Annotated in this window: 14 protein-coding genes; 11 read left to right on the top strand and 3 right to left on the bottom strand. The window is 28.9% G+C overall.

Annotated features, from left to right (window positions below):
- Positions 1-117 precede the first annotated feature (117 nt).
- From B3N22_RS04155 to pdxR, 6 genes are all read left to right on the top strand, one after another.
- Positions 118-477, top strand: a complete 360-nt coding sequence (locus B3N22_RS04155; RefSeq protein WP_073021105.1) for a BlaI/MecI/CopY family transcriptional regulator — start codon at positions 118-120, stop codon at positions 475-477.
- Positions 474-1817, top strand: coding sequence for a M56 family metallopeptidase (locus tag B3N22_RS04160; protein WP_286905093.1), 1344 nt, complete (start codon positions 474-476; stop codon positions 1815-1817). The genes B3N22_RS04155 and B3N22_RS04160 overlap by 4 nt, the downstream gene beginning before the upstream one ends.
- A 97-nt stretch (positions 1818-1914) precedes the next feature.
- Positions 1915-2241: a DUF1904 family protein gene (locus B3N22_RS04165; RefSeq protein ID WP_286905094.1), complete on the top strand. Its 327-nt coding sequence runs from the start codon at positions 1915-1917 to the stop codon at positions 2239-2241.
- 14 nt (positions 2242-2255) lie between these two features.
- The gene (locus tag B3N22_RS04170) at positions 2256-2777 is read left to right on the top strand and encodes a cysteine hydrolase family protein (protein ID WP_286905096.1); all 522 of its coding nucleotides are present in this window, start codon (positions 2256-2258) and stop codon (positions 2775-2777) included.
- A gap of 272 nt (positions 2778-3049) precedes the next feature.
- Positions 3050-3946, top strand: coding sequence for a D-alanine--D-alanine ligase (locus B3N22_RS04175; protein ID WP_286905098.1), 897 nt, complete (start codon positions 3050-3052; stop codon positions 3944-3946).
- Between the two features lie 14 nt (positions 3947-3960).
- Positions 3961-5409, top strand: coding sequence for a MocR-like pyridoxine biosynthesis transcription factor PdxR (gene pdxR / locus B3N22_RS04180; RefSeq protein WP_286905100.1), 1449 nt, complete (start codon positions 3961-3963; stop codon positions 5407-5409).
- A 58-nt stretch (positions 5410-5467) separates the two neighbouring features.
- Here pdxR and B3N22_RS04185 read toward each other — a convergent pair whose 3' ends face one another.
- Positions 5468-6091, bottom strand: a complete 624-nt coding sequence (locus tag B3N22_RS04185; RefSeq protein WP_286905103.1) for a VanZ family protein — start codon at positions 6089-6091, stop codon at positions 5468-5470.
- 93 nt (positions 6092-6184) lie between these two features.
- On the opposite strand from B3N22_RS04185, the gene B3N22_RS04190 reads away from it, so the two are divergent.
- The 3 genes from B3N22_RS04190 to B3N22_RS04200 all read left to right on the top strand — a co-directional run bounded on the left by B3N22_RS04190 (position 6185) and on the right by B3N22_RS04200 (position 8951).
- Positions 6185-6610 carry a hypothetical protein gene (locus B3N22_RS04190; RefSeq protein ID WP_286905105.1) on the top strand — a complete coding sequence of 142 codons (426 nt, stop codon included), beginning with the start codon at positions 6185-6187 and terminating at the stop codon, positions 6608-6610.
- Between the two features lie 383 nt (positions 6611-6993).
- Positions 6994-7980: a 2-hydroxyacid dehydrogenase gene (locus B3N22_RS04195; RefSeq protein ID WP_286905106.1), complete on the top strand. Its 987-nt coding sequence runs from the start codon at positions 6994-6996 to the stop codon at positions 7978-7980.
- Positions 7981-8108: 128 nt separating this feature from the next.
- The gene (locus B3N22_RS04200) at positions 8109-8951 is read left to right on the top strand and encodes a hypothetical protein (RefSeq protein ID WP_286905108.1); all 843 of its coding nucleotides are present in this window, start codon (positions 8109-8111) and stop codon (positions 8949-8951) included.
- A gap of 47 nt (positions 8952-8998) precedes the next feature.
- On the opposite strand, the gene B3N22_RS04205 is transcribed toward B3N22_RS04200, so the two are convergent.
- Positions 8999-9562, bottom strand: a complete 564-nt coding sequence (locus B3N22_RS04205) for a LemA family protein (protein WP_073021077.1) — start codon at positions 9560-9562, stop codon at positions 8999-9001.
- 26 nt (positions 9563-9588) lie between these two features.
- Entirely contained in the window at positions 9589-10416 is an 828-nt protein-coding gene (locus B3N22_RS04210) for a TPM domain-containing protein (RefSeq protein WP_286905111.1), read from the bottom strand.
- Between the two features lie 121 nt (positions 10417-10537).
- Here B3N22_RS04210 and B3N22_RS04215 point away from each other — a divergent pair, with 121 nt between their 5' ends.
- Entirely contained in the window at positions 10538-11389 is an 852-nt protein-coding gene (locus B3N22_RS04215) for a GNAT family N-acetyltransferase (protein WP_286905114.1), read from the top strand.
- Positions 11390-11543: 154 nt separating this feature from the next.
- Positions 11544-12602 (top strand): Delta(10) desaturase DesB, encoded by a 1059-nt coding sequence (gene desB / locus B3N22_RS04220; RefSeq protein WP_286905116.1) that lies wholly within the window; start codon positions 11544-11546, stop codon positions 12600-12602.
- Positions 12603-13181 lie beyond the last annotated feature (579 nt).

The raw sequence follows: 13181 nt of genomic DNA on the forward strand, positions 1-13181 counted from the left end.
TTTCTTAACTTAATGACATTGCATGTTATGCATGTCTTTTTTTGTTTGACAAAATAGGTTTGTCGGGATAAACTAGATATAAGAGGTTTATCATGACAAACCAAAAGGGGGATTAGAATGAAAGATTACAAACTTTTTGATGCAGAATTTAAGTTTATAAGTATAATATGGGAGATAGAGCCAGTTAATTCTACTGAATTATCAAAAGTATGTTTAGAAAAGCTTGGGTGGAAAAAATCTACAACCTTCAATATGATTCGTAAACTTTCTGAACGTGAGATACTTAAAAATGATAATGCAATTGTTACTAGTTTAATCAATAGGGAGCAGGTTCAAAAATATGAAAGTGATGCACTTTTAGATAAAGCTTTTAATGGTTCCATCCCTGAATTTATAACAACATTTTTAAAGGGAAAGAAATTATCAAACAAAGAAGCTGATGAAATCAAAAAAATGATAGAGGAGGCTATTGAGTGAAAAATCTATTTGAGTATTTATTAAATATGAGTATTACCAGCACTTATGTAGCTTTAGTTGTAATATTAGTTAGGGTTTTATTAAAAAAGTCACCTAAGATATTTAGCTATATTCTTTGGATTCCTGTATTCTTTAGACTTATAGTTCCTTTTTCAATTAATAGCATATTGAGCTTTATGCCGAAAATTAATACTCCAATATCATATCAAGTTGGCAATTCAAATAACTTATCATCAAATAGTAATATAACTGCATTAGTAGAGTCTAATATATTACAGAATTACTCAAATAATGATTTAACCAACATGGATAATATAATGAAAACTTTAGCTGTGATTTGGATAGTTGGGTTTGTTATTTTTCTTTCAAAAAGTCTATTAGATTATATAAGACTTAAAAACAAGTTGAAATTTGCTACACTTATCGAAGAAAATATTTATGAAACAGATTTAATAGAGTCGCCTTTTGTGTTCGGGGTGCTAAAACCAAGGATTTATATGCCTGTAAATATAAAACAAAGTGAATTTGAACATATGCTTAACCATGAAAAAGTTCATGTCAAAAGAAAAGACTATATTATAAAACTGTTTGCATTTTTTATTGTTATGCTCCATTGGTTTAATCCAGTTGTATGGATGTGTTATTATCTTATGGAAAAAGACATGGAAATGTCCTGCGATGAGAGTGTTATAAAAAACTATAGTGTTAAGGATAAAAAAACTTATTCTAATATATTACTTTCTTATTCAGTAAGAAAAATTAGTTTAACTACACCTTTTGCTTTTGGAGAAAGTAGTGTAAAGGCTCGCATAAAGAATATATTAGTAAATAGAAAAAGAACTTTTATAGGAATCCTGATAACTTCCATTATAGTCATAGCGGTAATAATAGGGTTAGTTACAAACTCCTATACTAGGAGTTTTATTAAAGAAGATGTAACTAAAACCTTGTATAAAAATAAAACACCATATGTAGGAGATAATTCGAAAGTAGTTAATATAGTATCTGGACTAGATTTTCCAGAAGGAGCTAAGGTGGGGACTGTACAACTTCAAACAGATGATCATCCTTATGGTATAAATGTAAATTTAGTTGAATTAGGAGAAAATAAAACATATTATCTAAATGAGGAACGTAGAGATAAACTTGAGAAAAATGCAATTCTTATGTTTGCCCTTATTGATAATTTAGATATTATAAAATATTATCTAGGAGATAGAATTCCTGAATATACAAGAGAGTGGGCTTCTGAAAAGGTTGGTGAAGATATTAGGAATTACGGAACTTCCATAGAGAAATTTAAGGATTTAAATGATAAATTAAAAAATATCTATGAATAAAAATATAAAGGTAGTAGCTAAGGTGATTTTGTAGCTACTACCTTCATATTTATGGTATTCTTTAATTATATTTAAATTAAAGTAGGGGTGAAAATTTATGCCATTATTAAAGTTTAAAGCTATAGAAGGTAGAAAACTAATTACAGTTAGTAAAAATCTTATAGATGAATTAGAGGCTTTAATACAATGTCCAAGAAGTTATTTTTCCTTAGAGGTTGTAGAATCAAAATTTATAAAAGATGGAGCCTATGTTGAAGGAAGTCCAATAGTTGAAGTAGAGTGGTTTGACAGGGGTCAAGATGTTCAAGATAAAGCTGCAAAAATCATTACTAAAAACATAAATTCCATTGGATATAAAGACGTTGACGTTATATTTACTGCTCTTGAAGAGAAAAAGTACTATGAAAATGGTGAACATTTTTAAGGGAGGGGAAGAAGATGAATAAGGAAGCTTTATTAATTATAGATGTACAACTAGCTATGTTTATGTGTGACGGGGGAGTATATAAGGGAGAAGAGACTTTAGCTAACATAAAAACGCTCTTAGAAAGAGCAAGAAAAAAAGAGGTTCCAGTGATTTTTGTTCAGCATACTGTAGACTATGATAGTCCATACAAAAGAGGGACAGAAACTTGGAATATACATCCTGAGATAGCTCCTAGAGAAAATGAAGTTGTAGTGGCTAAAACTAAATGCGACTCATTTTTTAAAACTAATTTAGAAGAGGTTCTCAAAGAAAAAGCCATAAAGAAATTGACTATAGTTGGTATGCAGACTGAGTTCTGTGTAGATACAACAATAAGAGCAGCTTTTAGCAAAGAATATAAAAATACATTTGTGAGAGGTTGCCATACAACTTTTGATACAGAAGTATTAAAGGCAGAGGATATAATAAAACATCATGAGAGAACTTGGGGATCTTTTGGGGAGTTAAAGAATTTAGAGGATATAATATTTTAAATATAAAAATAGCTGAGACTTAAGGTTTTAGCTATTTTTATTTTTGGAAAAATATTTTGTACAGATGTACAGATGTACAGTTGTACAAGTGTACAGGAGAAAAATTGTACAGCTGTACAATTGTACAAAAGTTTTAAAAAAGCTGTGGAAAAAAAGTTTAAGAATAGAAATTCTCCACCTCATAAGAAAATTCCTATAAAAGTGGATTTTAAGTAAAGCTCTCAATACGAATATAATTGTAATGAAAATATAATTAATAGGAGTGAAGAGAAATGAAGGTTGGAGTTTTAATGGGAGGCATATCATCAGAAAGAGAAGTGTCTTTAAAATCAGGAGAAGGAATAATAAAAAATTTAGATAAAAATAAATATGAGGTTTTTCCTATAATAATAAATTCAAAAAAAGAAGTAATAGAAAAAGTTCAAGGTTTGGATTTTGTGTTTTTAGCTTTGCATGGTGAGTTTGGAGAGGATGGAAGTATTCAAGCTTTATTAGAAAGCATAGGAATGAATTATTCTGGATGTGGAGTTTTAACTAGTGCACTTTGTATGGATAAAAAGCAGACTAAGAGAATATTAAAAAGCGAAGGAATAAGGTTAGCTAAAGATATAAAAATAAATTTAAAAAATAAAAACTCTAGTATAGAGGATTTAGAAGCTTTAGGTTATCCCATGGTGGTTAAGCCTAATGCTGGAGGATCTAGTATAGGGGTATCAATAGTTAGAAATAAAGAAGAACTACAAAAAAGTATACTGGAAGCATTAAAATATTCTACAGAAATATTAGTAGAGGAATATTTAGAAGGCGAAGAGTATACTATACCAGTATTAAATGGAGAGGTTTTCCCTATACTTTTAATAAAATCTGATACAGAGTTTTTTGATTATGTATCAAAATATGCAGATGATGGAGCAACAGAGGAATTAGTAACCTTGCCTAAAGAATTACAAGCAGAGTTTGAGGAGATAGGAAAAAGATGCTGGGATATATTTAATTGTAAAGCATATGTAAGAATTGATATTATAGTAAGTAAGGGGCTTCCTTATGTACTTGAAATAAATACTTTACCAGGAATGACTAAAAACTCACTTTTTCCTAAAAGTGCAAAGGGAGCAAATATGGAGTATAGTGAATTATTAGATAAGATTATAGAATATTCACTAGTTTGAGAGGGGTAGTGTAGATGATATTTTCATCCCTAAAGCTTAATAAAGATGAGCCTATATATATTCAAGTTGAAAATCATATAAAAGAAAGTATAGAAAAAGGAATGCTTCAAAAAGGCAGTAAACTTCCATCTACTAGAGAGGTAAGCAGTTTTTTGAATATAAGTAGAAATTCTGTAGTTGTTGCTTATGAAAATCTAGAGATAGATGGAATAATAAAAAGTTCAAGGGGCAAAGGAACTTTTGTTACTATAGAGGCTTCTAAACCTAAAAATGAATTTAATATTGACTGGGGAACTAGAATTAATAGTTATGGCTCTATATGTGAAAGTATGGATATATTAAAAACTGAACTTCCTTGGGAAAAAAATATGATTTCTTTTAAAAGCATTGCACCAGAGGAAAATTTGTTTGATATAGAAGAATTTAAAAGAGCCTTTTTAGATGTAATATCTTTAGAGGGAAATAAGATATTAAACTATGGATATGCAAGGGGATATAAACCTTTATTAGAATATTTGATGGAGTATATGAAAAGCAAGGGGATCAATACAGAAGGAAAAGATATACTTGTAACTAATGGCTTTACAGAGGGTTTTGATATAATAATAAATACATTAACAGAGCCTGGAGATGCGATTATATGTGAAAATCCTACTCATAATACAGCAATAAAAATAATGAAAGCCCATGGGTTAGATATTATAGGTGTTCCTATGAATGAGGATGGAATTCATACTAAATCCTTAGAGAAGGAGCTAGAAAATACTTCGCCTAAATTTGCATATATTATACCTTCTTATCACAATCCTACAGGAATAGTTATGAATGGTGAAAAGAGGCAGGAAGTACTTAATATATTTCAAAAACACTCAATTCCAGTTATAGAGGATGGGTTTAATGAAGAACTTTTATATACCAGTTCCCCTGTACCTTCTTTAGCCTCTTTTTGTACAGATGGAAACGGGGTTGTGTATGTTGGTAGTTTATCTAAAATACTTTTTCCAGGCTTAAGACTTGGATGGATATTTGGAGATAAAGATTTAATTGACACCTTAGAAAGCGTTAAAAGAGCTAGAACCATTCACAGTTCTTTTATTGACCAGGGAATACTCTATCATTATATGAAAAGTGGGGCTTTTGATAAATACGTAAAAAAGGTAAGAAAACATTATAAGGACAAATATGAATTTACTTTAAAACAGGTTAATAAATATATTTCTTATGAAAGCATAACTGGAGAAGGTGGACTTCATATCTTCATAAAACTTAAAGGAATAAATGCAAGAGAAGTTCTTCAAAAATGTTATGAAAAAGGCGTAGTTTTTACTCCAGGAGATATCTTCTATACTGATGGAAGGGGAGAAGATACCTTTAGAATAGGATTTTCTAGAGTTAGTGAAGAGGATATAGAAAAAGGGATTAGGGTAATTGGGGAAGTTATTAATTCAATTAAAAACATATAGGTATTGTAATTAAAGGGCTATTAAAAAAAATAGCCCTTAGTTTTTTGTATTGAATAATCTATTTATTAATTGTAGTATATTTTTTATCTTTAATTTTTATTTTATTAAAATTTTTAAAAATGAAGAAACCAATACAAATTCCAAGTATATTCAAAATAATATCATCTACATCAAACATACCTAATTTAAATAAATATTGAATAGACTCAATTAAAAATTCAATTGGAATCATTATGGCTAAAATATAAGATATCTTTCTTCTTATAAATAAAAATCCAATAGGAATAAAAAAAATAACGTTAAATACTGATACAAGAATTTGATCTGAATTATTTAAACTATAGAACATGTTAAATGGATTTAAATTTATAGAAGCTCCTGCAATTGGACGACCAAATAAAAGGAATACCATCATAGAAAAATAGCATATCCAAATAATTTTATTAGTTAGAGAATCTATATTTCTTTCAAGTATAAGTTTAATTAATGCAAAGAATATAATTATTTGAAAGACCAACATCAAAATTCCTAGAGGTATTCTTAATTGGTCAGAAATAAAGACGAACCTACGGACTAACTCAATAGTAATATTGTAATTAAAAAGGAATCCAATTACCGCGCTTAACATTAAAAGTAGTACATTTTTTAAAATAAATTTTGTATAATTCTTAGATAAAATCATATTTTTCTCCTTTTATGTATATTTATTACAATTTCCATGTTATTATTTTACAGGGGACTATTCATATGATATCAAAAAAAGGAGAAATATAAAATGAAATTTTTAAAAAAAGTAATTATATCTACTTGTTTACTAATGACGTTCTTGACAATTACAGCATTTGCATTATCCCAAGGACAGGTTTTATTTTCTTATAATGGAAGTGGAATTTGTGATAAGGGAGCAGTAGGGTCCTTTGGATTTAAAAATGCTGGAAATGGTATAACAGTAAATCATTCGAATACATCTTGGACAACCAGTAGCGGTACAAGAGACATGACAATATCGGTTACTAAAAAAGGCGTATTGGGATATTCAACTTATAACAATCAATCCTTTACAATTAGCGGTGTTAATTCAGGCAGTAAAGACTTTTGGATTAATGATGCAGGAACATATTCATTGTACTTTAGGTCATCAAATCTTGCTTACAAAGCAAATATAGATGGAAACATGAGCTGGAGATACGGAGCCGAATAATAAAAATATAATTTTGAAGTGATAAAAATGAATGTGTTTAGGTAAATATTATATTTAGCTAAAATCAGTGCTTGAAAAACTCAAAATACAAGCACTGATTCCCTTAAATTTAATTTATAAGATACAAATTTAAAATTTTCAAGTAAATATTGAAATTTTTATTATAAAGATAATAGGTGAAATATTGAATTTTTAGAGTTTTATTAATTATAAATTAAACATATTTCCTGTATAATTATTTATTAAAATACTAATCAACATCTTTTGTTAATGCTATATTTTTTAAATGGAATTGATATAAAATGCTGTAAGGTAATTTATTCCCAATAATTAACATTATGCTATAATTAAATTATTAATTAGCTGTAGCAGGAGGGATAGTTATGAAACCAAAGGTTTTTATTGCAAGAAAGGTTCCAGATGAAATATTAGAGTATATAGGTAAGTACTGTGACTATGAAAAATGGGACTCAGATGAAAAAAGAACAAGAGAAGAACTATATAAAAAGCTTTCAGATAAAGATGGGTTAATAACTACTGGAACTCGTATAGATGAAGAGTTATTAAGTCATGCACCAAATCTAAAGATAGTTAGCAATATATCTGTTGGATATAATAATTTTGATTTAGAGGCTATGAAAGCTAGAAAAGTAATGGGGACTCACACTCCTAATGTTTTAGATGACACTGTGGCAGATTTAATATTTGGACTTATTTTATCCGTTGCAAGAAGAATACCTGAATTAGATAGGTATGTTAAAGATGGAAAGTGGAAAAGAGGAGATGATTTAAATCTGTTTGGTTTAAATGTACATCATAAAACTCTAGGAATAATAGGTATGGGAAGAATAGGTGAAGCTGTAGCCAAAAGAGCTAAATTAGGTTTTGATATGGATGTTATTTATCATAATAGAAGCAGAAAGCCAGAGGTTGAAGAAAAACTAGGTGCTAAATATAGTGATAAGGAAGAGCTTTTAAGGGTTTCAGATTTCATAGTTTTAATGACTCCACTAACAAAGGAAACCGAAGGATTAATAGGATATAAAGAATTTGATTTAATGAAAAAGACAGCTATATTTATTAATGCATCTAGAGGTCAAACTGTAAATGAAAAAGCATTAATCGATGCTTTAGAGAATAAAAAGATATATGCAGCAGGTCTTGATGTTTTTGAAAAGGAGCCTGTAGAAAAGGATAATCCTCTACTTAAACTAGACAATGTAGTAACACTTCCTCATATAGGTTCATCTAATGATCAAACACGTTTTGAAATGGCTAAGGTTGGAGCAGAGAATCTTATAAAAGGTGTTTGTGGGGAAGTTCCTCCAAACATTGTTCCAGAACTTAAAAATATATCCAGTGAAACTTGATTCAGGTGGGGTTTGATCCCCAGATAAATTTAACGATTAAGCTTCAAAATTAAACGTTTGAGGCTTTTTCTACTTCTAAAAACAATATAGTGGTATAATTAGTAAATATATTTTTAGGAGGGATTTGAATGGACAAGAAGTACATTTATAGAAAACATTTAAGGGAACCATTAAAATATCTAGGAATATTCATTCTATTTTTTATAGCTATTTTTATAACTATATTTTTATCAATTGCTTTAACTGATAAAGAAAATTTTATGCAAATTATGGGATATTTATTTATAGGGCAAGTTGGTTTCTTGGGATTTTTAATATTAGAATTTACGTTAATTTATTTTGTGTTATTTAGGAGATTTAAAAAAGTTGAGGTTATTTTAACTGATGAAGAGATAATTTATAGATATAGTAAGGGTGAAAAAAGAATTCCTTATAGTAGTATTGAAAAAATAAAGTTTCCATCTATAAAATATACAGGGGGATGGGCAAAGATAATATATAATGGTGGTAATATAAGACTTACAGTAGTTCTAGAAAATATAGGGGATTTCATAAAGACTTTAAAAGAAGAACTTGATAGACGTGAATTGTCCGATGTTTATAAAGAAAAAAAGATGTATAGTTTTTATAAAACAGCAACATTCAGTGATCAGAGTTGGGGACGAGTCTATGAGAATATTAAAAAGTTCATCGCTATAACCGTTGGAAATTGTTTAATAAGTTTAGTGATTTCTTTAATATTTAAAAATGTAGAGTATATGTTCGGTATACTTTTAACTGGAATAATGTTATTCTTAATAATTTTTATTATAGGTGAGTTAATAATAGGACGAGTTGTTGCAAAGAAGGCTAATAAAGATACGTTTTTTGTACCAGATAGAGATTTTTATCTAGAAGAGAAAGTATATAAGTATTCAGCTATAGTTTATTTAATACTGTATATAATATCATTGATTTTAATAATAACTTAACTAAAAAAGCTGTGCATAGAGTTTTCTAGTGCACAGCTTTTAATATTCTAGAAATTTACATTAGGAACTTCTGTAGCTCCCTCTGCAGCTTTAAAGTATTCTTTATCTGGATATCTTCCACCAAAGAACATATTCACAAAAAATCTCTTTTTGTAACTATTGAAAACTTGAACTGAATCATTATAATCTTTTCTAGCAACCGCAATTCTGTTTTCAGTTCCAGCTAATTCATCTTGAAGTTTCAAGTAATTTTCATTAGCTTTAAGTACTGGATAGTTTTCAACTATAACATTAAGGCTTCTAAGAGCTGAAGTTAATTCAGCATCTCCTTCTGCTTTTTCTTGAACGCTAGATGCTCCTGAGATCTTAGCTCTTGCAGCAGCTAAATCTCCAAATACCTTTTCTTCGTGTTTAGTATATCCCTTTACTGTTTCAACAAGGTTAGGTATCAAATCATTTCTTCTTTGAAGTTGATTGTCTATTTGACTTAATTTAGAAGAAACATTTTGATCTTTAGAAACTAGGCTATTATAAGTTCCAATATAACCTCCAACTGCTATTATAATAACTATAACAAATCCTATTATAGTAAAAAGTAATCCTTTTTTCATTAATGCAAACCTCCTTAAATATTTAATTACCAGCCTCCAGAAGAGCCACCGCCACCTGAAGAACCACCACCAAAGCCGCCACCACCAGATGAACCGCCACCAAATCCACCATTAGAGCCACCGCCGAAGCCGCCACTATAAAAACCGCCACCAAAGAATCCACCATTATTGTAAGGTCTTCTACGTCTTCTTCCTCCTCTGCCTCCAGGACCTCCTCTTCCAATGAAAGAAATACCTATTAATAAAAGAAATATTATTAATCCTACATTAAAGAAGGATGAATCATCTCCTGAATTTGAAGAAGAAAGTTTAGGTGTATCTTGGGTATAACTGCTAACATCGACATTATATTCTTGTCCAATATCCCCAATAATTCTATTATATAGAGTTGTTATACCTTCATCATATTTTCCTGATTTAAAATTAGTAGTGAGTTCCCTTAGATATGTACCTGCTTTTCCATCAGGAATAGCTCCTTCTAATCCATATCCAACCTCAATTCTAAATTGTCTGTCATCCTTAGATATAAGAATTAAAACTCCATTATTTTTTTCTTTATCTCCTATACCCCATGATCTGAAAAGGTTATTAGCATAATTTTCAATAGAATCACCATCGAGTGAATTAATTGTAACTACTGCAACTTCAGCAGTGGTTTTGCTTTTAACATCTTCCGATGCATTTAAAATGTAGTTTTTAGTGCCACTAGAAAACATCTCTGCATAATCCTGAAAATATATTTCAGAAGTAGGTTTCTTAGGAAGTTCAGCAGCTTTACTAGGGTATCCTATTGATAATAAACTCAATATTATTACAAATGATGATAATAGAAATCTCTTAATATATACTCGCATAATACCCTCCCTTTTACTTAATTATACCATATTTGGACAATTAGATATTGAAAATAATCTTAATATGATAATATTAGTGTATGTAGAAAGATTAAAATTATAATATTTAAGGAAGGATAAAATGATTAATTATATTAAATGTACAGATATAGATAAAGAAACAATTTACAAGACATTTATAAAGGGATTTAGTGATTATATGATCAAATTTGAAATGAAAGAAGAAGATTTTTTTCATAAATTTTTTGAAGTTGAGGGAAATTCTTTAAATAATTCTTATATTGCCATTAAAGATGGAATAGGTGTAGGAATAATTTTAGGTGGAATAAAATCTTATGAAGAAATTAAGACATTAAGATGTGGAGCATTAGCAGTAGATAATAACTATAGAGGGCAAGGTATAAGCGAAGAGTTATTCAAACTACATTTAGAAGAGGGTAGAAAAAATGGATGTAGACAACTGTTTTTAGAAGTTATAAAAGGAAATGATAGGGCTATTAACTTTTATAAAAAGCAAGGGTATGAAAAAATATATAACATTTCATATTTTTCTTTAGAAAATTCCCAGGAAATAAAAAACTATCCATTAAAGGGTATAGAAATTAAAATAATAACTATAGACGAATACGAAAAATATTTTTCTAATAAAGAAAACCTTCATATTCCTTGGCAAAATGATATTGACTATATAAAAGCTTCTAAGGATTATTTTTGTTATGGAACTTATGATGAAAATCAGATAATAGGATGTATTTCAATAAATGACAAAGGTAGAATAGGGAATCTGCATGTAGATAAAGCATATAGATTAAAAGGTATCGCAAGCAATCTTCTTATTGAAGCAATAAAAAACTTGAATTTAGATAAAATCAATATAGGTTTTACTAATAACGCCTCTCTTGAAGGATTTTTGAGAAAGCTAAACTTTAATAAACAAAAGATAGAACAGCATGAAATGTATAAAATATTGTAAAGACAGTCATAAAATTATGGCTGTTTTTTCTCTGTGAAATATAATTATTAAATGATAACTATTGACAAATGATAAATATTATTGATAAGATATAGTAAATTTATTTATTATATTACTTTGACAATCAAAGTAATTATTGAAAGGTGTGAAAAGTATGAAGGATCTTCATAATATGAGTTGGTATGCTAAGCAAATACATCCTAAATTGGATAAGGATATTTTTAAACCTGCCCCAACAAGACTTATTGGGGGACTTATATATCTTATAGTTGTGGCTATAGGAATGTCAGCGGTAGTTCTATTTGATATAAATACAGTTGGGAAGTTAGCTATAGCTTTAATATTAGGCTTTAGTTTTGGTTCTATGGGTTTTTTAGGGCATGAAATATTACATGGAACTGTTGTTAGAAATAAGTGGCTTAGAAATTTTTTAGGAGGAATAGCATTTTTACCTTTAAGTGTTGGGCCAAGACTTTGGGTTAAGTGGCATAATCTTAATCACCATGCTCATACTCAAGATGATGAAAAAGATCCTGATGCATGGATGAGTTTAGAGAGTTTTAATAAAAGAGGCTTTATAAAATTAGTATATAAACTTCCACTATGGTTTAGATCTTTATTTAGCTTTACTGCATTAAGCATTTCTTTTACTCTGCATTCCGTTAGAATGTTTTTTGTGTATTTTAAGGAGCTAGTAGAAGAAAAGTCAATAAGCACTTGGTTTCAATTTATTTTCCCTTGGACTTTTTGGTTTGGGTTATTAGCTATTGTAGGTTTTGAAAAGTGGGCATATATATATCTAATACCTGTACTCATTGGTAATCTTATAGTTATGGGATATATATCAACAAACCATAGGTTAAATCCCTTAGTACCTGTAAATGATCCGTTAGCAAATAGCCTTACAGTTACAGTACCTAAATGGTTAGATGTATTGCATTTTAATTTCTCTTATCACACAGAGCATCATCTATTCCCAGGAATAAATCCAAAACATTATCCTATTATTAAAGCGCATATATTAGAGCTTTGGCCGGATAAGTATCATGAGATGCCTTTATTTGCAGCACTAAAGGCTTTGTGGAAAACTCCTAGGATTTATTATAAGGATGAAGAATTAGTTGATCCACATAAAGAGAGACTATACAAATCCTTAGCTAATGGTTTGAAGAGCAATAATATTAAACCCTATAAGCTTGCAAAAGATAATTAAAATAAACTTTTTAAATATTTAAATGAAAAACCACTTAATGAAAGAAGAAGCTGAGAAGGAAAATAGAATAGCCATATTAAAAAAGCTATATAAAAATTATAGCCCCTCAGAATATTCATTAGGCCTACATTCAAATCACACATAAAAAATAAAAACATACCTAGAGCTATAATTATTGAGTTCTCTTTAGGATAGGATTTCTTTTTTAGTGTGCTTAAGGCAATTAATAAGCTGGTTATTAAGATAACCCCATAGGTTATACCTAAGAAATATAAACTCCAATCTATATAGGTGGGTTTAAGTGGAAACAAAGAAATAAGAAGCACTAGATATAGAGATAAAACTAGAAAAATTATTTTTTTGGAGGGTTTATAAATGCGTAGATGTCTTTTTATATAGGTAAGCTGAACTAATATAAAAAAGATTAGACCTGGACTTAGTATATTTAAGATAACTAAGAACAAGTCAGCTAAAGTAGTGAAGAATAAAGCTATATGCAAAAATTTAGTATCATTTTTGTTAAAACCATCTTTATCTATTAGTAAAGATATAACAAAGCATAGTAGTATTGTTGAATAT

This window comes from Clostridium sp. UBA1652 (assembly GCF_002320975.1).
Lineage (GTDB): Bacteria > Bacillota > Clostridia > Clostridiales > Clostridiaceae > Clostridium_T > Clostridium_T intestinale.